The organism is Halostella sp. PRR32, from assembly GCF_034808085.1.
In the GTDB taxonomy this organism is placed as follows: domain Archaea; phylum Halobacteriota; class Halobacteria; order Halobacteriales; family Natronoarchaeaceae; genus Halostella; species Halostella pelagica.
Genome location: NZ_JAXHGL010000006.1, coordinates 99381 through 122557, shown reverse-complemented (window position 1 = coordinate 122557; position 23177 = coordinate 99381). Strand labels below are relative to the sequence as shown.

The 23177-nt window shown below is 57.1% G+C and carries 18 protein-coding genes, 2 pseudogenes and 2 CRISPR repeat arrays; of the genes and pseudogenes, 13 read left to right on the top strand and 7 right to left on the bottom strand.

Annotated elements, in window-relative coordinates; genetic code table 11:
• Window positions 1-839: 839 nt before the first annotated feature.
• Window positions 840-1394, bottom strand: coding sequence for a twin-arginine translocation signal domain-containing protein (locus tag SM753_RS17460; protein ID WP_323192608.1), 555 nt, complete (start codon window positions 1392-1394; stop codon window positions 840-842).
• Window positions 1395-2419: 1025 nt separating this feature from the next.
• Here SM753_RS17460 and SM753_RS17455 point away from each other — a divergent pair.
• Window positions 2420-4588, top strand: coding sequence for a PAS domain S-box protein (locus SM753_RS17455; protein WP_323192607.1), 2169 nt, complete (start codon window positions 2420-2422; stop codon window positions 4586-4588).
• A 216-nt stretch (window positions 4589-4804) separates the two neighbouring features.
• Here the strand turns inward: SM753_RS17455 and SM753_RS17450 are convergent, their stop codons facing one another.
• Window positions 4805-5239, bottom strand: a complete 435-nt coding sequence (locus tag SM753_RS17450) for a hypothetical protein (protein WP_323192606.1) — start codon at window positions 5237-5239, stop codon at window positions 4805-4807.
• Between the two features lie 105 nt (window positions 5240-5344).
• On the opposite strand from SM753_RS17450, the gene SM753_RS17445 reads away from it, so the two are divergent.
• From SM753_RS17445 to SM753_RS17435, 3 genes are all read left to right on the top strand, one after another.
• Window positions 5345-5539, top strand: a complete 195-nt coding sequence (locus SM753_RS17445) for a hypothetical protein (RefSeq protein WP_323192605.1) — start codon at window positions 5345-5347, stop codon at window positions 5537-5539.
• 718 nt (window positions 5540-6257) lie between these two features.
• Entirely contained in the window at window positions 6258-6635 is a 378-nt protein-coding gene (locus SM753_RS17440) for a hypothetical protein (protein ID WP_323192604.1), read from the top strand.
• Window positions 6542-6832: a hypothetical protein gene (locus SM753_RS17435; protein WP_323192648.1), complete on the top strand. Its 291-nt coding sequence runs from the start codon at window positions 6542-6544 to the stop codon at window positions 6830-6832. Before SM753_RS17440 ends, SM753_RS17435 begins: the two co-directional genes overlap by 94 nt.
• 380 nt (window positions 6833-7212) lie before the next feature.
• A CRISPR array of direct repeats spans window positions 7213-8119; the repeat unit is 37 nt; unit sequence GTTTCAATCCCGGTGTGGGTTTCTACCGCATCGCGAC.
• Window positions 8120-8236: 117 nt separating this feature from the next.
• Here the strand turns inward: SM753_RS17435 and csa3 are convergent.
• The gene (csa3, locus tag SM753_RS17430; RefSeq protein WP_323192603.1) at window positions 8237-8869 is read right to left on the bottom strand and encodes a CRISPR-associated CARF protein Csa3; all 633 of its coding nucleotides are present in this window, start codon (window positions 8867-8869) and stop codon (window positions 8237-8239) included.
• A gap of 174 nt (window positions 8870-9043) precedes the next feature.
• Between csa3 and cas6 the strand changes: the two genes are divergently transcribed.
• Genes cas6 through cas2 form a run of 8 tightly spaced genes read left to right on the top strand, consistent with a single transcriptional unit; the run spans window position 9044 to window position 17756 of the window.
• Window positions 9044-9892: a CRISPR system precrRNA processing endoribonuclease RAMP protein Cas6 gene (cas6, locus tag SM753_RS17425; RefSeq protein WP_369335374.1), complete on the top strand. Its 849-nt coding sequence runs from the start codon at window positions 9044-9046 to the stop codon at window positions 9890-9892.
• Window positions 9889-12369, top strand: a complete 2481-nt coding sequence (locus SM753_RS17420) for a hypothetical protein (protein ID WP_323192601.1) — start codon at window positions 9889-9891, stop codon at window positions 12367-12369. The genes cas6 and SM753_RS17420 overlap by 4 nt, the downstream gene beginning before the upstream one ends.
• Before the next feature lie 19 nt (window positions 12370-12388).
• Entirely contained in the window at window positions 12389-13330 is a 942-nt protein-coding gene (gene cas7d / locus SM753_RS17415) for a type I-D CRISPR-associated protein Cas7/Csc2 (protein WP_323192600.1), read from the top strand.
• Window positions 13323-14024, top strand: a complete 702-nt coding sequence (locus tag SM753_RS17410) for a hypothetical protein (RefSeq protein WP_323192599.1) — start codon at window positions 13323-13325, stop codon at window positions 14022-14024. The genes cas7d and SM753_RS17410 overlap by 8 nt, the downstream gene beginning before the upstream one ends.
• Complete coding sequence (gene cas3 / locus SM753_RS17405; protein ID WP_323192598.1) at window positions 14025-15908, top strand: type I-D CRISPR-associated helicase Cas3'; 1884 nt, start codon at window positions 14025-14027, stop codon at window positions 15906-15908. It abuts the gene before it with no gap.
• Window positions 15905-16495, top strand: coding sequence for a CRISPR-associated protein Cas4 (gene cas4, locus SM753_RS17400; RefSeq protein WP_323192597.1), 591 nt, complete (start codon window positions 15905-15907; stop codon window positions 16493-16495). The genes cas3 and cas4 overlap by 4 nt, the downstream gene beginning before the upstream one ends.
• Window positions 16492-17487, top strand: a complete 996-nt coding sequence (cas1, locus tag SM753_RS17395; protein ID WP_323192596.1) for a CRISPR-associated endonuclease Cas1 — start codon at window positions 16492-16494, stop codon at window positions 17485-17487. Before cas4 ends, cas1 begins: the two co-directional genes overlap by 4 nt.
• A complete protein-coding gene (gene cas2 / locus SM753_RS17390; protein ID WP_138799065.1) occupies window positions 17484-17756 on the top strand; it encodes a CRISPR-associated endonuclease Cas2 in 273 nt (90 codons plus the stop codon). The genes cas1 and cas2 overlap by 4 nt, the downstream gene beginning before the upstream one ends.
• A gap of 116 nt (window positions 17757-17872) precedes the next feature.
• Window positions 17873-19449: direct repeats of the CRISPR family, unit length 37 nt; unit sequence GTCGCAAGGCGGTAGAAACCCACATCGGGATTGAAAC.
• Between the two features lie 95 nt (window positions 19450-19544).
• Here the strand turns inward: cas2 and SM753_RS21445 are convergent.
• The 4 genes and pseudogenes from SM753_RS21445 to SM753_RS17380 form a co-directional block, all read right to left on the bottom strand.
• Window positions 19545-19649: pseudogene (locus tag SM753_RS21445) on the bottom strand (transcription initiation factor IIB family protein); the annotation flags it as partial.
• A gap of 297 nt (window positions 19650-19946) precedes the next feature.
• The gene (locus tag SM753_RS17385) at window positions 19947-21374 is read right to left on the bottom strand and encodes an ATP-binding protein (protein ID WP_323192595.1); all 1428 of its coding nucleotides are present in this window, start codon (window positions 21372-21374) and stop codon (window positions 19947-19949) included.
• A gap of 152 nt (window positions 21375-21526) precedes the next feature.
• Window positions 21527-21726: pseudogene (locus SM753_RS21280) on the bottom strand (hypothetical protein).
• Between the two features lie 17 nt (window positions 21727-21743).
• Window positions 21744-22559 carry a hypothetical protein gene (locus tag SM753_RS17380; protein WP_323192594.1) on the bottom strand — a complete coding sequence of 272 codons (816 nt, stop codon included), beginning with the start codon at window positions 22557-22559 and terminating at the stop codon, window positions 21744-21746.
• A gap of 108 nt (window positions 22560-22667) precedes the next feature.
• Between SM753_RS17380 and SM753_RS17375 the strand changes: the two genes are divergently transcribed.
• On the top strand, window positions 22668-23063 hold the full coding sequence (locus SM753_RS17375; protein ID WP_135536841.1) for a CopG family ribbon-helix-helix protein: 396 nt from the start codon (window positions 22668-22670) through the stop codon (window positions 23061-23063).
• The last annotated feature ends 114 nt before the right edge of the window (window positions 23064-23177 follow it).

Here is a 23177-nt window from a genome sequence, read left to right as displayed (position 1 = left end):
CTGTTAGAATAGCCGGGTATGGCATTGTCTTCATGTGACGATGTGTAGCTCGGCTATACCTATCGGCTTATTCGAGACAGCAGTGACTGAAGAAATGGAGTGGATCGGTTCATACAGGGGAATTAGCAATCATACCACGGTTCAATCGTGTTATCTGGGTGCAGCGTGAGTCCGATATCTTTCAGTTCGCATTCGAAATCGGCCGGCAAATCAGGATCGTACTGCCACGTCTGGGAGACGCCATCTGCGGTGAACGCATGCACTCTCGAGGGGGTCGTTTCGATAGTACCGCGTGACATCATCTTTCTGGATCCGAGAGTGAACACGCGACTGAAAAGCGTCTCGTCCTCACTATCTATCACACGGACCGCGATCACCGCCGTCGAAGAGGTCCTATTCTCGACAATCACCTCGCTGGATTCCTCGGCCTTATTGGAATCGTTCCCCGGGAGAACGTCACTACAGCCAGCAGTCGAAACGGAAGTCACGGCCCCAAGAGTAGCAAGAAACCGTCGTCGAGACGGTCGTTTGTCTTGGAGAGAAGCTAGTAGGCGATCGGAGGCCATGCTAACTGAGTATGTAGTCGCCGGAATAATATTATCGAACCACGCACGCTGAGCGTTAGCTACGAAGACATACTAACCGGTTAACAAACTCCATTATAGTTACGCGCGGTCTAGGAATAATCAATAGGAATAGTGCTACATGCAGCATGGAAAGCTTCTGAAATATCTCTCAGCCGATCGGGAGTACTGGAACTCTTTCCCCTTCTAAATCACACAAGAACTGCAGAGGCGAATTCCCAGAGAAGAGAAAATAGGTCTCCTCAGGGATACCGACTAGTCTATCGTCATATCATCATCATTATTCCACCAGTCGTCGACGTCGAGGATACCGTCTTCCTCCTCCTCGTTCACTGGGCTGACTTGGACGGTGATCAGTTCCGGATTATCGCCGAACGGCGTCCACTCCTTGTTCATCTCGAAGAGTTGGGGCTGATTCTGATCGTCATCGGCGTCGGTGACGAATCCTCGGTTACCATCGAAGCTCCCGAGGTTTGCCTCGTTGGCGGCCCAAAGCGGCACTACTTCACCCGTGTTCTGCCACCGAATCATCCGGGTGTTATACTCTGAGAAGAAACTATCCTGGATGTCGCCATAATTTGGCGTCCAATTGACAACGTCGGACACTATCGCGAACTTCGCTTCAGGATGGAAGTTACTTGCCTGTATCAGGGCTTTCCAATTATCGTCGAGACCACCACTACCTTCTTGGGCGCTTACGGTGCCGGACGCGGCCAGACCTGCGCCGGCCGTTGCCACTGCGCTCTTTTTCATAAACGAACGCCGCGTTTCGTCATCTACTATCCGCTCAAGCAGATTGTCATTGGTCATACTGAATTCCCCCCTCCGCAGGCGTTTGTTGCAAAGATACGCAGAAAAATGGATCGTCCGTTTCGGCGGAAATAGTATATCTTCCATCGCTAGAACAGAAGATAGAGCGGATTTCCTCCTCGGTTTCTCCCTCCATTGTCTGCTTTAACTGTACATTAACTGATTGAGACACCCGTTACGGGAAACGTGATGCCACGCCCCCTTCGCTGTCCAACAAAGGATCTGGACTGCAAGCGGAAGGAAATACATTTCTCATATTACATTTTCCGTTCGCCCTGCAACACACATAAGGCAATTCTATCAGCGATATTGGTGCCGAAGACGAGGGCACTGAATCCTGGCATGCTCGTCCCGTTCTCAGTTCCGTTTCATTCACACCCGACTCTCCCTCACCGGTTGGACCGCCTCCACTCAACTCCTCGCCGCGGCCGACCTATGGGGGTCGGAGCGGTCCAGAACAGGAGACTGTCTGACACGACCTCCCGAAGCGCCGCCGGACTATAAACACCGTCGCGTTTCTCGAGTCGATTCTTAGACGCTTTCAGTGAATCCTCTTGAACCCTGTTGGCGCTGGTAGATCCCCGCCACTTTGATCAGGACAGGGAAAGCCAATAATTACGTTGGTATACTATTATGATAAAATATTCAACCGGGATTCACCGTGTGTATCTTGTTTGGAAGCCAGGGAAATATAACTGGTATTACATTACTTCCACCAAGTGCTTAATAGTTCGTGGTTTAAAGAGAGACCAATGGAACCATCGGATCCGTCCCCAGGTATCACTGTGGATGATATTCGGGGATTTTTTAGCCAATTAAATCAGCCGACATCCCCGGTATCGATCACGGAAGTCACCGAGTTCCTTGATTGTACACCGCAGACGGCACAGCAGTACCTAGAGGAACTCACGGAACGGGATGAATTACGAACCAAACAAATCGATGGGTCAACCCGAGTTTGGTGGGCTGCTGGGGAAAGTAGTATTGGTCGGCAAGATGCAGACAACGAGCAGTTCGGGGACTTCGTGAGAGCGGTCAAGGATTACGCTATCTTCATGCTCGACCCCGACGGCAGCGTCGCCAGCTGGAACCAGGGGGCAAAGCGAATCAAAGGCTATTCAGAGGACGAGATCGTCGGCGAGCACTTCTCCACGTTCTACACTGAGGACGATATCGAAAACGATGTCCCAGAGACGAACCTCGAAACCGCCGCAGAGGAGGGACGCATCGAAGACGAAGGCTGGCGGATTAAGAAAGACGGTTCGCGCTTCTGGGCGAACGTCGTCATCACCGCCATCCGCGACGCCGACGGCACGCTCCAGGGATTCACCAAAGTCACGCGGGATATGACCGAACGACGTGAGTACGAGCAACAACTTGAAGAACAGGCTGAGCGGCTCGAACGCCAGCGGGACGAACTCGAACAGGAACTCGACGATATCTTCGAGCGAATTGACGATGCCTTCTACGCCCTCGACGACGAATTCCGCTACGAATACGTAAACGAGCACGCCGAAGAGCACCTCGGCGAGCAGGCGGGGAACCTCATCGGGCAGAAACCGTGGGAAGTGCTTGACGTCGACGAGTCGGACCCGATTTTCGAGCGGTTCGAAGAGGCATTCGCAACGCAGGGACCGATTCGGTTCGAACGCTACTCGGAGCCGCTCGGCATGTGGGCGATGGTCAGGATCTATCCCTCTGAGTCCGGTCTCTCAGTGTACTTCGAGGATATCACCCAGCGCAAAGAGCGCGAACGGGAACTCGAACGGGTGTACGATCTCCTGGAACGGGCGGAACGCATTGCGGGCATTGGCGGGTGGGAGATTGATCCGGACACGCGCGACGTGTTCTGGACCGACCACCTCTTCGATATTTTGGAGGTCACCTCCGACGAAGAACCGCCTCTGACTGAAGCCCTTGATGTGTACCACGACGAGGACCAACCGATCGTCGAACGTGCTGTCGAAGCGGCGCTTCGATCCGGCGAGTCTTTCGACATTGAAAGTCGGTTCCAAACGACCAGCGGTGAGGTGCGCTGGCTCCGAATCATCGGTGAGCCCGACATCGAGGACGGAGAGGTCGTTTCGCTCCGCGGAGCCGTCCAAGACATCACCGAGCAGAAAGAGCGCGAAGAGGAACTCCAACGTGTCCGGAATCGGATGGAGTTTGCCCTCAACGCCACGGATGCGATCGTCTGGGACTGGAACGTCGACGAGGATCAGACGTCGTTCTATCCCTCGGCTGAATCGTTATATGGGACCGCGGTCGAGAACTGGGATGATTTCATCGAAATCGTCCATCCCGACGATCGAGAGCAGGTCGAAGAGGGGATCAAGGAATCACTGGAAACTGACGAGCCGAAGTCCGATGAGATCCGCATCGATCGGAACGGGGAAAAGCGGTGGATCGAAGCCCCGGGTCGGCCAATCCAAGACGAGGACGGATCGACGAGGATGGTCGGCGTGGCGCGGGACATCACTGAACGGAAGACATTCGAGCGCAAGTTACAGGAGTCGAACGAGCGCCTCGAACAGTTCGCGTATGCGGCCTCTCATGACCTCCAAGAGCCACTCCGGATGGTGTCGAGCTATCTGCAGTTGCTCGAAGACCGCTACGGTGACGAACTCGACGACGACGGTCGAGAGTTCATCGAATTCGCTGTGGATGGTGCCGACAGAATGCGAGAGATGATCGATGCTTTGCTCGAATACTCCCGGGTTGAAACTGAGGGTGACCCCTTCGAACCAGTTATTCTAGATACCGTCCTTGAAGAGGTCTTAGCTGATCTCCAGTTGCAGATCGAAGAATCTGATGCTGAAATCACGACTGAGGAGTTGCCTACGGTCGAGGGCGACGATAGCCAACTCCGACAAGTGTTCCAGAACCTACTGAAGAATGCGATCGAATATAGCGGTGATGCGCCGCCTCGAATTCACGTCTCGGCCGAACGATCGGGCGAAAAGTGGATCGTATCGGTTAGCGACGAGGGAATCGGAATCGACCCCGATGACCAAGACCGTATTTTCGAGATCTTCCAATCCCTTCACACTCGTGACGAGCACGCCGGAATGGGCATTGGGCTCGCACTGTGCAAGCGAATCGTAGAGCGGCATGACGGCGATATTTGGGTCGACTCGGAGCCGGATGCTGGGACGACGTTTTGGTTCTCACTACCCGCAACGGACAATACGTGACCAACTACATCGCACCATTGCGAATCAACCACCCCGCGAGAACGATATTCGTCCACGCATCAAACCGTGTGTCTCGACTCGATCGTAAATACGGTCCGTTCACAAAGCTAGTGGCAGCAGCGACGATTTCGTGAACTCGCTCTCGAGTGTATTGTCACAACCCCTATCAGTTATTCTGACGAGGAGTTCAGAGAACGTCGAGATCAGCTGAATCAGTTACTCATCAGTGCAGTGGTATTCGATTTCCATCGAGTCGATTGCGTCGCTTTGGTCGTTTTCAGCGAGTAGTGTGAGGCGGCCATGGTGTGGTGGTGAGCCAATAGTGAGACGGTATTCACGAGCATCGGTTGTGGGGATTTCGTTTAGGAGATCGCCTTCAGAGTTCTCGAGTAGAACTGACTCGATAGGGGATGTATCACCAGATTCCTGCAACGAAATCAGCAGCACAACTGATTCATCGGATATCATAGCACTCGCTTGCTGTAAGACATCTCCGTCACCGTGTTCGAGAGCGGTCGTCGTACAGTCGGGGGAATCAGAACTGGCATCACCTGAACACCCTGCAAGCCCAACCGCTCCAATCACTGCACTGGATGTGAGGATTTTTCGACGTGACAACGCTTCGCTGGGGGGCGTATGGTCGGGGGCCATACTGCGACGTTGACAATTTAAAATAATAAAGTTTCTGATTGACCTGTTTGTACTCGTCGTGAGTACGGCCTTTCTCTTTTCACAGAGAATGCGTTTACACAGAGAATGCGCCTCGACGGGGTGAGTCGCATTGAAACCGACCACGAGGGCGACACGGTCGACGTGGTCGTTGACGATGACGTGTCCGACGGGGCCCTGACTGCGGCGGTCGAAGCGACCGGCTACGACGTCGCGGCAGAATCGGCTTCCGTCTGTCTATCTCCGATTCCACTACCCCACGTTTTCAACGGCGAACTCTGAGTTAACGGCCTCGCCCGAGCGGAGTTGTCCGGAACTTCGTGTTTTGTATCCTCATACACTTTTCAGCGTACTCGATAGGATCTCACATACACCCGGGCCCCCGGGGTTGTCCGCAATTATCTAAAAAACGGCGGGGGTAGGGATAGCGAGGTCAACGCGGTTGGTGCACACGGAATCGACGTGGTAATCGTCGATCCCGCTCGGTAACGCATATAATAAATTTTTCTGTTAGTAGTAGTAAGTAGTAGGTAATAGGACTAATGAAGGCGTTTAGAAACCATCTCGAACGGGTTTAAGTAAAAAACTCGCTGACGGCAGTCGGAGGAGAGTACACATCTGCCGTGGTATTGCGGACGCACCCGGGGGAGTCATACGTCCATCAATCCATCTGTCTACCCCACATGGTAGTACTCTCGAACTGGAATGGCGCGTACTTACCGCTACTAACGGCTGAGACCACGTGTTTCGACTACTCCCGACTCCTCTATTGCTTCAACTACTCTACCAACTGCGTTATCAGCATATCCTTTACTGTCGAGGAATTGCGGACAACCCCGGGGGCCCGGGTGGGGACCCCCGAGTCACTTTTCGTTCGTACCAACGTCTCACGTTTGTCGGCCGGGTAACGCCTATTCCGGACAGGGTGGGGGGTTATTCGGACAAGCCGGACATTCCGGACAGGGGGGTCTATGTGGGTGGAGAACACGGCCTATGCACGATGGACTCGTCCCCGTACTCGACCACCTCCGAGATTTTCGCGGTCGGCGGCGAGGACTACCTCAAGGAGGGCCACACCCCAACGACACTCCCCGAGCGACAGGAGGAGATCCTGAAGCTTCGGCGTTCACTGAAGCCTGCGGCTCGTGGTGCCGGCGCCGAGAACACGTTTCTCTCCGGTAAGGCCGGCCAGGGAAAGACCGCAGCAGCGAAAGCAGAGCTCTCGGAGCTAGAGGCGTTCGCTGAAGCCCAAGCTCTCGACCTCAACTCGCTGGTCACTCCGGAATTCGGACCCGCGACGTCTACGATATTTACAAGGCCCTTTCCGACCACATCGACGCCGATCAGTTGGCGCAACGTCGGATGCGAGATCACCTGATCGAACTCGATATGCTGAGCATCATCCGTGCGCGCAAATCTGCATCCGGATCAGTGGGGGGTGAGGCATACACGTTCAAACTCCGCGTCGAGCCGTCGACGGCTATCGACGTGCTGGAAGCGGTTTCGCGCTTTGACTCGGTTGACTTCGACGATATCGTGAAGAACTGGCTGACCGAACAGCAGACGTTGGGGTAGAACCCCCGGGTGTGTCCGCAATCCGTTATCGGTAGGTGATTTCATCGACGATGTCAATGCCAGTGACAGGCGTGGCTATAGTTCTAGCATTAACGAGGATGAATGGTTGCTTAGACATCTGCTGGAAGAATAGCAGACTTACCCAATGGATTGAGTGGATCGGGGATATGTTGGTTAATCGCCGTTAGAAATCCATCTCTTCAGGAGGCTCGCCGGTGGAGTCGTGGGTTGTAGGACATCGGCTGCTCTTGTGTTAACCAACATTGCCCGCTAATCCATAGGTTTGTTGGTTAAGTCGATGGGCAACTCTCGTGCCTGCTCACTGTAACACTACTCGAAATATCGCCTTGCGACGAGGCCGTCGAGTCGGTCGCCGCGGCGTTTCAATCCCGGTTTGGGTTTCTATCGCCTGGCGACCCGACGGCGGGACGATCCTTGTCGAGCAGGACGAATCGTTTCAATCCTGGTGTGGTTTCTACCGCATCGCGACCTGATTGTCGGCACTGGCCGGCATCTCAGACCACCCCGTTTCAATCCCGGTGTGGGTTTCTACCGCATCGCGACGAAATCGCCGTCCGTCCCGTACGTGCCCGCATACTGGTTTCAATCCCGGTGTGGGTTTCTACCGCATCGCGACTCAAGCGTCATCGCCGCGATTTGCTCGATTGGAGTGTTTCAATCCCGGTGTGGGTTTCTACCGCATCGCGACCGCCGGCCGTTGGGACGCGGCGGGTCATCGGGGGTGTTTCAATCCCGGTGTGGGTTTCTACCGCATCGCGACGCGCCCGGCACTTCCGGACTGGCCTACGACGAACAGTTTCAATCCCGGTGTGGGTTTCTACCGCATCGCGACCGGCGCTCTCGTCCTGACCGAGAGGCCGCTGAGAGTTTCAATCCCGGTGTGGGTTTCTACCGCATCGCGACATCGTGGTGCCGGGCGACTTCTTTCAGGTCCCCGTGTTTCAATCCCGGTGTGGGTTTCTACCGCATCGCGACGGAGGCGGTCTACTACTCCGAGGCGGATATATCAGTGTTTCAATCCCGGTGTGGGTTTCTACCGCATCGCGACGAACATCCCGCTGGGTCCTGCCCGGTCCCGGGCCAGTTTCAATCCCGGTGTGGGTTTCTACCGCATCGCGACACTCTCCGAGGAGTTCGACATCGAGGCGCTCGACGGGTTTCAATCCCGGTGTGGGTTTCTACCGCATCGCGACACGGGCGTTGACGACCTCCCGGCGCTCGTTCGTAATGTTTCAATCCCGGTGTGGGTTTCTACCGCATCGCGACAGGGGGTGTTTTCTCGGGGAGAGCACCTATAGTTTTCTCTGGAGACGCGAGAGCGTGGGTGTCATTCGTGGACCCCAGCTATACACGGCTTTGAAAAGGGTCGACGAAGATTAGCACTCATGCGCGGAGTCGGCCAGCAAGTGTCGGTGCGACGTGGCGGGTTTTGCCCTCCATCCACGTCTCGACGGCGCCATCGGTTTCGAGCGCGTCGAGGTGTCGACCGACAGTACTCCTCGATTTCCCTGTCTCGTCGGAAATCCTAGGAAGTGTCGTACTCTCGTCGATAGAGACGAGATACCGGAGCGTGTCGAGGGTCGCGTCGGACGGGCGACTCATCAGATTCGGGAGGCCGATCTCTTCGATCTCCTCGTCGACGTCCCTGAACTGGAGTGCGAGGTCGACGACGTCCGGCCGGGCGATCGCGGCGACGGTTAGCGGGAGGAAGATCTCTCGCGGACCCCCGTCGAAGTTGAGTACCACCGTTCCCTTAGCAGCTTCGAGGACGTCGACGCATTCTAGAACAGCGGCTTCGAATGCCTCGTAGCTGACCTCCTCGACGACGATGTCCGATCCTGGACCGAGTTCGTTGACAGTCTGGTCGACGTCCTGAATCGCGCTCTTTGCCCTATCGCTCGTGTCGCCGTGTGGTCGGAGGAGAACGATGACGTCGTCGGCGTCGAGGCCGTTATCAAGTATCGGGCGCATCACCCGCGGGCTGTAGTGCCCGATCGTAGAGACGTACGTGCGCATACGTCCGGTTGCAGCCGAGTGCGACTAAACGGTTTGGCTTCGTGATCGTGTAATCGTACGGTTACGATCCCGCATAACTGAATACGTTTTCAGAATCGCAAAAAGATTCAAGGGGGTGACCGATCCAGATATTGTCGTGAATCGACATACAATCGCCTCCCGTCATGAGGTGCCATGCGTCGGGTCGACTTAACGCTCGAGCCGGAGGGCTCGTTCCCGGTGCCGACTGCGAACGGCTACCAGATCTACGGCGCAGTCCTCTCGGCGCTCGACGGCGTCGACGAGGACGTCAGTACGCGGGTCCATAACTCCTCGATCGGGAGCCTGACGAACAGCGGCCTCCTCGGGACGTTCGACGGGAGCCAACGTGACCACCATAAACGCGTAATCCGCGACGAGACGTACGACCTCAGGTTGGGCGTCGCCGACCCTCGCGACCAAGAGGTCTTCCAAGCGCTCGCGAACGCCTTTGTCTTCGAGGGCGACACCATCGAACTCGCGGACGGCGACTTCCGCGTACGTGACTTCGCGAGTACGAATACGACCCACGAGGACCTCCTCACCGAAGCCTCAGAGATCGTCGCCCGGAGCCACGACACCTTCGAGATCGAAGTTCGCTTCGAGACGCTGACGTGCGTCAAGGAGAATAGCGATATAACAAACATGTTTCCAGCAAGGCAACATGTATTTGCCTCTATATTGCGCAAGTGGAACGCGACGATCCCGGACGAGCGGGCGGACGAGTTCGAGATCGCGATGACCCGCGAAGACTTCGGGACGAACCTCATCGAGAAACCCGACGCGGATACCTACGAGACGGACAGCATCCTCGTCAACCGCGGCGAGGACGGCGGTCCGATCCTCCGCCAGGGCTTCACCGCCGACTGCACGTACAAGTTCAAGGACGCGAGCGAAGCCATCCGGACCGCGGTGACGGCGCTCGCGCTCTTCAGCGAGTACGCCGGCGTCGGCGCATTCGTCTCGCGCGGCTGTGGGACAGTGTCTGTGGAGGTGGAAGCGTGAGTACCGAAACCTACGACACACCCGCTTCCGCAGCCCGGTACGCACACAAGTATATCGTAGACACGCCGCTCGTCGGAAACGTCCTCAAGCACGCGGGCGAGTACGACGCGAAGACGGATCCGGAGGAGACGACGTCACTCGCGGCCCACATCATCAACGCGATGACGGTCGGAGTGAACACCTTCGTGTACAACGCCGTCGACGGCGGTCGCGACATCATGGAACTCGAAGAGGAACTCTCGGTGCTCACGGCGGCGCTCGCGCTCCACGACACGAACAAGTACGTCCGCGAGGCGTACGGGGTCGAGGCGGACGGAAACACGAGAGAGGCGTTCGACGCCTACTTCGAGAACGGCGACGACTTCGGCATTGAGGAATTCCTCGGCGAGGGCTACCGCGACGACCTCCACTACCTCGTCCAGCGGACGGAGGTGAACGAGGACAGCCGTGAAACCCGCGGAACGGAGACAGAATTCGCCGGCCTCGATCGGTACTGTCAGATTGGCGATCAAGTCGCGTCAGTTGCCCTCCGAGACGGTATCAAGGGTGGGTTCGCCAAACTCCGCAAGAAACTCGATGACAGCGAAGTCCACCTCCTCGAGTTGACACAGGTTGAACAGCCGATCCTCAACGACGAACTCCTCGCCGCGACGAAGCAAGCTATGTCCGGTAAAGACGGCGGCAAGGAGTACGGCGTCGTGGTCGGGAGCACGCCAGATCGCGTGCTGTACCTCGGCGATGAGGTCGACCGCGACGTGCTTCGCGAACGAACATACGAGAGGGTCAAGCAGAATCTTACTGACAATGGCCCATACTCATTCTCCTGTAAGTTGGGGTGGAATAGTTTTAATTACGATATTCTCGGCGAATTGAGTCTGCCAGTCGAAGAGAAAATCGAACAGATTCGTCGTCAAACCGTCGATCTACTCAAATCCGATGCAGGAGGTATCGAACCACTTGAAAGAATCCCAAAGGGCTTTGAGGAATACCTTCCAGCCCTCATCAAAGCAATATACGTTGATGGAGTCGATGATTTCGATAATAGAAATTTACAAGACAGATACGATGAGGTGTACGACTCTATTGAGGGCGGAAAGAGTACAAAAGGCCAAAAGATAAAACTAGAGTTCATAACAGAATTGGCGAGAAGCTACCAAGAGTTTTCAGAAGATCTTGATTGGCTTCAGAAAAAGTATGTGCCGGAACTGAAAGAAGATCTTAAGCCGTCAGTAGACGCAATACTCGAATCTGTTAGCGCCCTGTTCGAGATAAAGAGCAATGTAGAGATTCCAGATAAATCCGAGATGTGCTATCTCTGTGGAAAGCAAACTGAAACCAAGTACCAGAAGGGGCAAAGTGCAGTGTATCGATCATATGAGTTCTCGAAACGTGTCCCACCCCACGGCGAGTACAAGAAGATCTGCGAGGTATGTAACCTCGAGTACGCGCTCCTCGCGGACACGTGCGAACGCGCCGACGTCAACCTGAACTCGAACGTCGGCGTTGCGTACTACTACTTCGACGAGTTCCTGGGGGACATCCGTCTCCGTGGTGGACGCGTCGGCCTCCAGCAGGGCGAGACGATCGACCTCAGCGACATGGAGGTAGAAACGAATCTTCTCAAACCCCAGTACTATATCCAGCCGTTCAATTTCGGTGGACATCCCGCGATGGGCGAAAAAAACCACCGGATGGTCACCGTCCGACAGCTAATGCAGGCGGCACAGGACGCCGGCATGAAGATCGTCCTCGGCCGCCCGTTCACGCGCTTCGAGAGCTCTAATGCGGCGTTCGTCGACGAGGACGCGATCCGCCAGCAGGAACTGCTCGAACTGGATGTAGCCGATCGGTTCGGACCGCTCCCGCCGTTCGCCGACCGTGACGACGGACACGAGCAGTCGCACCTCCGACGTGCGCTCGCGCTTTGCAAGATCATCGCTACCGTCGGACAGGAAGCGGGGATGCGGAATTCCTATCTCCAACTCGACCGAGACACGTTTCACCACCTCGCTAACTTCGCCGTACAGAACCACGAGAACGCGACTCACCTCTCCGACCTTGAGTCGTATCTCGAAACCTACCACACGGACCAACTCATGGACATGAAAACCGTCGCCGAACGAGGAGTCGATCTCTTCGGTGAACAGTACGACAGCAAGTACAAGAAGACGAAGATCTTCCGCGAGGCGATCGACGCGTTCCTCAGCGGGAAGAACCAGCGGATGTCCGATGACGACCTACGCGAACACGTAGCGGCACAAGTGTACGACGCGGCGGACCGCGAAGACTACGCCGGATACGTTACCGTAGAAGAGGCGGAGGCGTTCGTTGACGCCCTACAGGCGTATCTCGTCGAGAACGATCTCGACTCACTCAAGAAACTCTCCGACTGGGAGAACGCGCTCGTCAACTCGTACCTGTACGCCTACGAGCAGGTTCTGTACGAGGACGACGACACCGAATCGTCCGATAACTAATCCCCTTAACTGATCCACAATGACTCTCACGTACCCCGAAACCGGCCTCGTCGACTCGTTCGAAATCTACCGCACGGAGAAGCCGAGCGTCACGCTCGTCGTCGAACGCGAGATCACCGAACCGACGCTGTTCCGCAACTCCAACAACGACCGTGCGGAGACCCAGCAGTTCGGTGACCAGTTGCACGCACAGGTGAACGGCGAGAAGTTCACGAGCAAGGAGCGGCTCAGCGGTCTCGACCTGCTCCGGTCGCTCGACGACGAACTCGTCGGCGACGAATACACGTATAACGAACCCGCGACGCTCGACGAATCGATCAACGTCGGAACGATCACGTACGGCCTCGCCGGCACCGGCGACCAGGACTTCGCGATCAAGTCCCGCGTCATCGAGGGCTACACGTACACGACCGACGAGTACGACCTGATGAACAAGGAGACCCGGAACGCGGTGTACGAGTCCGGGACGATGCGTACCGACGAGAACGAACAGTCCGAAGCGCTGTTCGACTACGTCAAAGTCCAACCAGGGAACTCGCTCGTCCACTTCATCACGCTCGAAGCCGCGACGGGTCCGATGCTCCTCTACGCGCTCCACAACGTTCTCAACACGGGACGGTACGGAGCCCGCGAGACGCGGACCGGGCGTAATGTCCGCAACTCGATCCGTGGCGTTATCCTCGGCGATCACGACACATCGCTCTCGACGGGGGAGCTCCTGATGGAATACCACGAGGAGGACGACGCGGTCGGGGACAGTATTGCTGAATATGTCGAGGACGTCCGCCGAACCGATTGGGAGGTTTACGGCGACTTCGACGGTGCGGACGCATTCCCTGAGTGGTACGAGGAGATACGGGCCGTTGCGTCGCGGGAGACTGACGACGCCGACGAGATCCTCCTAGAGGAATTCGGTCGTCTCACCGAAGCGGCGACGGACGTGTTCAGTTCCGATGATTGAGCAGACGTACGAGGCACAGCTGTACGCTCCGCTGTTCTACTCGAGCGCGGAGGGGAGATCCGTACGGACCCAGCCGATGCTATCCGCGACCGCACTTATGCACGCGATCGGCTACCGGTACTGCGGGCTCGAGAAGCGGTACGCGCTCGTTGGCGACGACGCGACATCTCCCTCGTACGATCACCTCCGCGAGCTACCGCTGTTCGTGAGCGACATGCGTCCAGTCGCTGTCAAGGCCGATGAACGGACGTTCCGGAGTACCGACTACCGCTCCGAACGGCATTTCACGACGGCGGATCCGGACGTTGCCGAACAGGTGACCGGTGGGAAGTCAGTCCCGGAGGTTCTCGAACGCTCGGGTGCCGGCTGGCAGACCATCCGCCGATATCACGGCCTCTCGCCCGGATCAACCTTTGAATTCACCGTCTGGAGTGACGAACCGCTTCCAGAGCGGCCGTCGTTTCGAATGGGTATCGGACAAACAGGGGAGTTCCGCGCGAGCAAAACCGACCTCAACCAGCTCGTGCTGAACGAGTTTCTCCTTGAGGAAGTCTACGACCTCCCGACCGAGACGCTAAGCGAACTCTTGGAGCGGAGCGACTCGTTCAAGCGCGGTAACGACCCTCGACTCCAGCACTTCGTCGGCGTTGATCCGAAGTACGCACGTGAGACAATCATCCCGGAGGTGAGCTAGATGCGTGTGCAGAGCGCCGCTCTTGCGACCGAACCGCCCGCAGAGGGGTTCGCTGAACGGGACTTCGACCACGCCCGGGCGTTCCAGAACCGCATCGCCGAGTGGGCGCACGACGACGCCGCGGAACCGGTCGGCGTCCTCCGAGCACCGACCGGAGCGGGGAAGACCGCAACGTTCTACGAGGTGGTTGAGGAAAACGCCCTGACGCTCGTCGTCTACCCAACGAACGCACTCCTTGACCAACAGCTCGAACGGTTCCGCAAGTGGGAGGACGTCAGCGCTGAACCGCTCAACGCCGATACGCTCACCGGTCACGGAGACGAACGCGTCGAGAACCTCCTACAGCATGCCGACCGCTTCGAAGGCCACGATGTTGTCGTCACAAACCCCGATATCCTGCAGGCGATCATTCAGAACATGTATCAGGGTTCGACGAAGCCGATGGCGTTCTTCAACCGTTTCGAGGCAGTTGTCTACGACGAGTTTCACTTCTACGACGATATCGCCGCAAGCGGGCTCCTCCTGCAGATGCACGTCATGCACGACCGACGCGAAACGAACATCCTCCTCGCGTCCGCAACGCCGAACGAGTCGTTCGTCGAATTCGTCGAAGACGAGCTCTCGATCCCAGTCCGGGACGTCACCGCCGAGTACGTCTCTGACGGCGATCAGTTCCGCCAGCCGGTGACCGTGGACAGACACGAGGTGCGTACGATCGGCGAGGAGCGGGAAGCCGTCGCGGGGCGTCTCCAAGAACTTGTCAACGACGCCAACGACCCTGACGAACCGCAGGTCGCGCTCGTATTCAACAGCGTTGCCGCGAGCAACGACTTCCACGCGTACCTTGCTGAGGAGTTCTCCGAAGTATTCGAACACGCCGTGAAGGACAACGGGTTCGACACGAACGATCCGGACGCGGATCTCGAGTCCGGGAATTTCTTCGTTCTCAACACGACAAGCAAGGGCGAAGTCGGATTGGACTACGACATTCAGACGCTGTTCATGGAGACTCCGGCAACGCCGAGCGCGTTCCTCCAGCGGTTCGGACGTGCCGGCCGGGAGCACGAAGCAATCGTCCACCTGTTCGGCCTCGACGATATGGCGTGGCCGGACGAAATGAGCTATCTCGACTTTGTCGACTCGGTTTACGACGCGCTCGGAGCGCATCGAAGCCGAGACGAGGAGATCGCGACCCTCCGAAGTCTCGTCGGGATGCGTGGGGCGTACGCGATTCACTCTCGGATGGCCGACGACGAGTGGTTTGGACCGGAACTGTTCGAGGACTTCGAGTCGGTCTCCGAGTACGGAAAGTGGCGCGCGTTCTTCCGCGCCGTTGACTCGACCTTAGAGAGTGCCGGCGAGTTCGGGTCCCCAATCATGCAGAACAGTTCCACCCGGAAGATACTCGACTTCGCACGACACTGCTTTGGGACCTTCGAGAGCCTCCGTGGCCGCTCGTTACCGGTTGACATTCGGTATCCACGGGGTGACAGAGAGGCGCTCACGTCATACGACCTCTTGACGACGCTTCGATACTATGACATCGAGAATATCGAGTCTGACGGGACACTCGTCGTCGAGCGTCGAAACTCGGAGCAACCGGTCGCGATCACCGCTCGATTCCCCGGCTACAATAATCGACCGCGTGACTACAGTGGTTCCAACAGCGAGATCGAGGAGATGTTCTCCCGGTGGATCTACCCGGAGATCGAGGAGTCAGACCTCTCCGAGACAGAAGTCGACGAAGGTGTACTCCGCCAGTTTTTCTCCGCTCTCTCGCTACCGAAGGCGGTGGTGCCGATCGAAGTCCGATACGGCCAGTACGTCGCATATATCCAACAGGATGGGGTCACGTCCGTAGACGTCGAGCGCCGCCAAATATGACCGAGGAACTGATCAACGTCTCCGACCTGAATCAGTACAGTTACTGCCCTCGTCGCTACTGGTATCTCCACTTCTTTGACACGCAGGGAGACAACTACGAGCGTACTGAGGGGACATCTCTCCACGACTCGAAGTCGGAGCGCGGGGGGTGGGTCGACGAACTCTACCTCGAAGACGAGAATCTTGGACTTAAAGGGAGGATAGACATCCTTGAACTCCATGACGACCTGATCCCGATCGAGCGTAAACGCGCAGAAGGAGGAGACTACTACTGGAGCGACGAACTCCAGCTCGCTGGGTACTGTCTCCTACTGGAATCGCATCTGGGAGAGCCGGTTCGAGAGGGGGCGATTTACCTCTATGAGACTGATCAGCGCATGCACGTACGAATTACCGAGGATCACCGGGACGCGGTTCGCGAACGGGTTGAGGAGATGCGTTCAATGTCTCCAGACGATGTTCCATCGATAACGGATAATCCGCAAAAGTGTACCGCATGTTCGGTTCGAACGTACTGTCTCCCCAAGGAGACGTTGGAGCTTGAACCCGGCCGCATGCCGAGTCCAGAGTGGGAGGAATACGTATGAAGGCAAGCGAAGGGATGTTCGAGGACTCGGTCATCTACGTCACGACGCAGGGTTCGCAGGTGCGTATCGACGGCGGTCAAGTCGTCATCTACGATGTGGACGGTGACGACGGCGAACTCGGATCGTTCCCCGTCGAGAAGCTCGACACGATCAACGTCTTCGGTGGCGTGAACTTCTCGACGCCGTTCGTTGCGACGGCGAACGAGCACGGGATCGTGCTCAACTACTTCACACAGAACGGGAAGTATCGGGGGAGCTTTGTCCCGGAGCGTAACACGATCGCCGAAGTCCGCCGGGCGCAGTACGCGCTCGAGGACTGCGACGAGCTGGCGATCGCGAAGGCGATGATCGCGGCGAAGATCCGGAACGCGCGGACGATCCTCTCGCGGAAAGGCGTCCGAGGGACGACCGTCCTCAAGGATCTCGGTGAACGCGTTTCGAACGCGTCGAACAAGGACGATCTTCGCGGGATAGAGGGCGAGGCCGCAGAACGGTACTTCGGCCGACTCGACGAGACGCTCGTCGACGGCTGGACGTTCGAAACGCGCAGCAAACGACCGCCCGAAGACCACATCAACTCGCTGCTGTCGCTGACCTATGTGATGATGAAGAACGAGGTGTTGAGCGCGCTACGCTGCTACAACCTCGACCCCTTTCTGGGCGTACTCCACGCCGATCGGCACGGACGACCATCGCTCGCGCTCGACCTCCAAGAGGAGTTTCGGCCGCTGTTCTGTGACGCATTCGTCACGCGCCTAATCAACCGTGGGACGATCACGCACGATCAGTTCGGAAACGATAACCGACTCACCGACGACGGCTTTCAGGCGTACTTGAACAAGTTCGACGGCTACATGGACGAAGAGTTGACACACCCGCACTTCGAGTACCGCGTGAGTCGCCGAAAGGCGATCCGACAGCAAGTGATCCTCCTGCGGAAAGCGATCACGGGTGAGCTCGATGACTACCACGCGCTGGAGGTATCGCGATGAGACTCGCAGTGACGTACGACGTCAGCGACGACACGAATCGTCGGCGCGTGTACCGGACGCTAGAACGATATGGAGCGTGGCGACAGTACAGCGTCTTCGAACTCAACGTGTCGAAGAGCGAGCGGGTCGAACTCGAAGATGAACTCGAAGGACACATCGAACCGGCGGACGGTGATCGAATCCGGCTGTATCGGCTCTGCGAAGCCTGCCAAGAGGCGACGACAGATATCGGGAGCGAACCACCGGACGAGCAATCGAACGTCATCTGACGTCAACCTTCGTCGACCTTTTTCAAAGCTGTGTACAGCGGGGGTCCACGAGAGCGAGCGACGCCCTCGTAGGTGGAGAAAGGTTTATGGACCGGCTCAAGCAAATTACACCCCCTGTCGCAAGGCGGTAGAAACCCACATCGGGATTGAAACTCCTCGGCCACGGCGGCGTCCGGCTCGCCAACTGCGGTCGCAAGGCGGTAGAAACCCACATCGGGATTGAAACATAGTCAGGGACTCCGGGATAATCGACGCCTCGACCGGTCGCAAGGCGGTAGAAACCCACATCGGGATTGAAACGATCCTGAACGGACTGTCCCGGTCGGAGGTCGTCGGTCGCAAGGCGGTAGAAACCCACATCGGGATTGAAACTCCGGATATGAGGTCCGAGTTCAGGGACCGTTTGTAGGTCGCAAGGCGGTAGAAACCCACATCGGGATTGAAACGGTTCTACCGGGCGCAAAAGCCCGACCTCCGAGAACGTCGCAAGGCGGTAGAAACCCACATCGGGATTGAAACTCTCTCCCCCTCGTTCAGCCGCATGTCGTCTTTGAAGTGTCGCAAGGCGGTAGAAACCCACATCGGGATTGAAACTCGAGTTCGTGCTGGGGATCCGCGAGATTCCGGACGGGTCGCAAGGCGGTAGAAACCCACATCGGGATTGAAACGGGGAGATGACGGACGACGTCGACGTCGACGAGGAGTTGTCGCAAGGCGGTAGAAACCCACATCGGGATTGAAACCCGGACGATGGCCCTTTCCTCTCCCGGCTGGATGGTGGTCGCAAGGCGGTAGAAACCCACATCGGGATTGAAACACGCTCTCTCCGGCGCTCACGGACTGCTGCTGTGCCTGGTCGCAAGGCGGTAGAAACCCACATCGGGATTGAAACAACTCGACCGTGCAGGCCGCGTAGCTCCCCGGAGGTCGCAAGGCGGTAGAAACCCACATCGGGATTGAAACGTTTTTAGCGGAGAGGCGTCCCGCGAGGGAGAGCCGTCGGTCGCAAGGCGGTAGAAACCCACATCGGGATTGAAACATGGCGTTCGGCGGGCCGTGCTCGTGGTTCGGGTGTCGCAAGGCGGTAGAAACCCACATCGGGATTGAAACTGCACCTCGTTGGATGGATAGACGACGACATGAGTTGTCGCAAGGCGGTAGAAACCCACATCGGGATTGAAACCCCGTTTTTGTGTGGCCGCTCCCCATGCACAGTTCGGTCGCAAGGCGGTAGAAACCCACATCGGGATTGAAACAGCGTCTTCATCCCGCCCGGAGTGTTCCGGACGAGCGTCGCAAGGCGGTAGAAACCCACATCGGGATTGAAACAGATTCGGGTTGACAATAGCGGCCAGGATGTGACGTCGCAAGGCGGTAGAAACCCACATCGGGATTGAAACTAGCGTTTTCCTTTCTCGGTCGCGTAAATCGCTCCGTCACAAGGGGGTAGAAACCCACATCGGGATTGAAACACGAGTTCTTCGTCTTCGTCCTCCTCGTCGTCAGTGTGTCGCAAGGCGGTAGAAACCCACATCGGGATTGAAACTGTGTATGGTCGCCGCTTCGCGGCTCCTACCGCCACAGTCGCAAGGCGGTAGAAACCCACATCGGGATTGAAACAATCCGAGCGCGTCCGTCGAATCAATCGACTTCAGCGTCGCAAGGCGGTAGAAACCCACTCCGGGATTGAAACTTGCGGCTCTATAGCAGCATGCTTCATCTTCGGTTTAAAGGCTGACTCTCACGCCAATTTCTCTACAGACACGCAAACCAACAGGACGAGCGTCGTTAGACAGCCAGTTCGTCCAGCGCCTCTCGGTGAGTTCGGACGGTTACCGGTGAGACGTTCGCCACCTCTGCGTAGTCTGACTGTGTGAGCAACCGGCCCAGTTCGCACCCTCTTCTGGGGGAGAAAAACTGCTACCGGCGGCTAGCCGTTAACCAACACCGGTTGCTACCGTATAGGGTTATGTTGGTTAATCAGGCTGGGTCCCTGTGGGGGTTGCTACGTTGTCGGCTCAGCACGGATACCTCGCAGATCTCACTTCAGTACGGGTGGTAGCTCGGCGCTATCGAGAGTGATCATTATTCGATATGCTGTCGTCTCGTTGGAGTCTTTCATCTGGTTCACCTCTGGGGGTACGTTCGATTCCCCCGCACCCCTTTGCGGCGAACAATTATCCCTGGCTGTTACCCTCCGGCATTAAGGGTGGTTCCACTCTCGAGAACGGCAACGATATCGGAGAGATCGAATAGGCGGAGATCATCACGCTCGCCTGCAGCTTCCTCGACGGAGCGTTTGAACCCAGAGCGGCTGAACAAGGCGAATTCATACGTTGGATCTCCATCTCCGGTGGGTGTCCAATCGATTTGCTCCACGTCGTCTTCGAGGTCCGCGAGCACGTCATAGCCGAGGGGAGTGTTGGTAAATTTCGCTTCGCCAGCGATCAGCGTTGACTCATCGGTTGGTGCGACGACATCTACCTCCTGGCCCTTGTACCACCACTGGCTTGGCATCTGTGTGAGCTGGTAGTCTGCATAGAGCGCCGGCACCGCCTGGTGACAGAGCGATTCGAACGTTTCACTGACGAAGTCGGGCAATTCCGGTTCGATGAGATCCGCGTAGGCGTTCTCGCCGTAGAGTTCGTACTGTCCCCCGCGGCCGTAGAGATACCGGAAGTAAAACCGGAATACGGGATCTCGAATCTGGTACCGCGTCCGCTTGCTACGCGCCGGATCGGCGAGTGCCGGATGATGTTTCTCGATGATCTGGAGGGTGTCTAGCCGGTCGAAGTAGTACGACGTGTTGGTGCTCTCGATGCCGGCTCCCTGAGCGATCTCGTTTCGACTGCGGTTCCCACTGGCTATCGACTCCAGAACCGAAAAATACGTGTTCACCTCGTTGAGCTCCATCTGGAGGACGGTTTCGGGCTCGTCGTGGAGTGGGCCATCCGGGTCGCACAGCAGCCGCGTGATGTTTGCTCCGAGGCTCTGTGATGGATCGAGAGGGCTGAGATATCGGGGTGTGCCGCCGAAGACGCCATAGACGAACACCCGTTCTTCGGGATCGTACGTCGGCACGAACTCTTGGATGGAGCGAAACGGCAACTGGGTGAGTTCGAGGCGGCCATTCGGTGTCTGGGATACCCGGCCGTAGAGTGGCGCACCGCCATCGAGGACGTGGGTATGAATCATGCCGATTGCAGAGCCTGTGAGTACGAGTGTTGCCTGACTCTCGCCGACAGCTGTATCCCACAGGTGTTGGATGACCGAGGGAAGCCCCTCGTTCGATCCGATGAGGTACGGGAATTCGTCGATGACGATGACGGCGTTTCTGTCGGTGAGGTACGTTAAGAGCGGTTCCCACTCTTCTTTGACGGCCGTGATGTCTGGATAGGTCGTCGCTGCGGCCTCGACGAACCGCCTGAGCTGTGTCGTCGCTGTTCCTTGGACTGCCTGATAGTACACGGCATCATCGCGGTCGGCAATCGATCGGCGGACGAGTTCGCTCTTGCCGATCTGGCGGCGGCCATAGATGATTGCGAGTTCTGCAGTGTCACTCTCATAGAGGGTCTGCAACCGATCGAGTTCCTCGATACGATCGACGAACTGGTCCATACCTCCTGATCGTGCGGGAGATACATATGTGCTCCGAAGTTAGGAACTAGACTATAATAGTCTGAACTATAATATTCTAATCTCTAATACGACGGATCAATCATTCGATCTTTCATCTACTAAGGCTCCGACAGACATCCCCGAATGTTCCGTCAGTCGTCCTGGGAGCGGATTTCGCTGGCCCGTTTTCAAGCGGGTGGAGGATCTGGATGCACTGCTGATTCGCGTTCTCGTAGGCGACGCAGGCTCGGAGCGTCTCCATGTCGTGAACCGTGGCAATACCAGCGTTGATGAGTCGGGTGTTTGGTGGTTTCGAGGGAGCAGACTGAATGTCTGCCTGCGGAATAGCGATCTTCTTACCGGGAACAGTCAGAACAATCCGATGATAAATCCGAGGCCCATAATGATGAGTACGGCCGCAGAGAACGCCGGCAGGTACGGGGTGTACCGTTCGAGTTTCTCTTCGTAATGCTGATAGCCGGTGATCAACAGCATCGTCAGCCCGACGATGCCGATGATGACGGTGATTGCGTAGGCGCTCATCAGTTCGAGACAGTAGTTCGACCCGGTACACAGCGCGATGATCTCGAACTCTTCCTCGTGGGCGAACCCAAGTACGAACGCGAACCATGCGATGCCGAAGAGCCCACGTTCCGCAGCCTGATTAACGTCGTCGTGTGAATGGGAGTGACCTCCAACGAACGGAATCACGCCCTTCACTCGGGTGAGAAGGCCACTTTCTCCGTGGGTATGCGAATGATCGTGCTCGTGCGAGTGATCGTGATCGTGGTCGTTGTTATGTTCGTGGTCCTCACCGTGGGTGCCGTGTGAGTGACCGTGGACGTATTCGCGGATTCCGAGCGCGATCAGCAACACGCCAGCGACGAGACTAACCGGCCCGCCAATGAAGATCGTCGTCAAGAACAGATCGATTGGGATCGGTTCGTTGACCTGTGTGAGATTGAAGTATCCCTTCGCGTAGAAAAACACCGCCACCATCGCTATACTACTGATGAGGTGGCCCAGGCCGAGAATGAAACTCGCCGCAAACCCGTAGACCCACTTGTTCGTCTGATCGAGAGCATACGATGCGGCCACGGGCCAGCCGTGGCCCGGCTCGATTCCGTGGACTGCACCGAGGAGAACTGCCCCGATCAGGAGCCCGAGCGCTTCACCGTGTAACATCGTAGGAGATACTCGACTAACGAGGTGCATAACGGTTGTTAATACCGAACCCGGGGATTCGTCATACGGGACGGGGGACTATTGTGGACTGGCGGCGAGGTAGAACATATGCGAACGAGTTTCAACATTCCTGACGAGGTCGTCGCAGAGTTCGATCGCGTCTGGCAGGACGAGGGACTCGAGAATCGCTCCCGAGCCGTTCGGGAGGCGATGCTCGAATATATCGAGGCCCACTCTCGGCTCGAGAACACGTCTGGCGAGATCGTCGCACTCGTCGGATTCGATTATCGACACCACAACGTTATCCAGGAACTCCACGCCGTCCAACACGACTACCAGGACGTGATTCTCAACACGAGCCACACGCACCAAGGGGAGTGGTGTCTCGAGTCGCTCTTCTGTCGCGGGTCAGCTGAGCGGGTTCGTGACCTCACCTACCGACTCCGGGACTTCGACGGCGTTCGGCGTGTGAAGGTGATGGTCATTCGAGACGAAACGGCGTAGCAGCCGGCACACGCTTCTCACGACTGTATCGCTACGTCCGCTTGCCTGGCATTACCGCTGACACGCCGCTCGGGATACGCAACTCCTGGCGCTTCCCGACCCCTCACCGAGCGT

Coding starts and splice junctions, on each gene's coding strand:
- SM753_RS17460 (WP_323192608.1), bottom strand. CDS start 1,394: ATGACCAATGACAATCTGCTTGAGCGGATAGTAGATGACGAAACGCGG.
- SM753_RS17450 (WP_323192606.1), bottom strand. CDS start 5,239: ATGGCCCCCGACCATACGCCCCCCAGCGAAGCGTTGTCACGTCGAAAA.
- SM753_RS17445 (WP_323192605.1), top strand. CDS start 5,345: ATGCGCCTCGACGGGGTGAGTCGCATTGAAACCGACCACGAGGGCGAC.
- SM753_RS17440 (WP_323192604.1), top strand. CDS start 6,258: ATGGACTCGTCCCCGTACTCGACCACCTCCGAGATTTTCGCGGTCGGC.
- csa3 (WP_323192603.1), bottom strand. CDS start 8,869: ATGCGCACGTACGTCTCTACGATCGGGCACTACAGCCCGCGGGTGATG.
- cas6 (WP_369335374.1), top strand. CDS start 9,044: ATGCGTCGGGTCGACTTAACGCTCGAGCCGGAGGGCTCGTTCCCGGTG.
- cas7d (WP_323192600.1), top strand. CDS start 12,389: ATGACTCTCACGTACCCCGAAACCGGCCTCGTCGACTCGTTCGAAATC.
- SM753_RS17410 (WP_323192599.1), top strand. CDS start 13,323: ATGATTGAGCAGACGTACGAGGCACAGCTGTACGCTCCGCTGTTCTAC.
- cas3 (WP_323192598.1), top strand. CDS start 14,025: ATGCGTGTGCAGAGCGCCGCTCTTGCGACCGAACCGCCCGCAGAGGGG.
- cas4 (WP_323192597.1), top strand. CDS start 15,905: ATGACCGAGGAACTGATCAACGTCTCCGACCTGAATCAGTACAGTTAC.
- cas1 (WP_323192596.1), top strand. CDS start 16,492: ATGAAGGCAAGCGAAGGGATGTTCGAGGACTCGGTCATCTACGTCACG.
- cas2 (WP_138799065.1), top strand. CDS start 17,484: ATGAGACTCGCAGTGACGTACGACGTCAGCGACGACACGAATCGTCGG.
- SM753_RS17385 (WP_323192595.1), bottom strand. CDS start 21,374: ATGGACCAGTTCGTCGATCGTATCGAGGAACTCGATCGGTTGCAGACC.
- SM753_RS17380 (WP_323192594.1), bottom strand. CDS start 22,559: ATGTTACACGGTGAAGCGCTCGGGCTCCTGATCGGGGCAGTTCTCCTC.
- SM753_RS17375 (WP_135536841.1), top strand. CDS start 22,668: ATGCGAACGAGTTTCAACATTCCTGACGAGGTCGTCGCAGAGTTCGAT.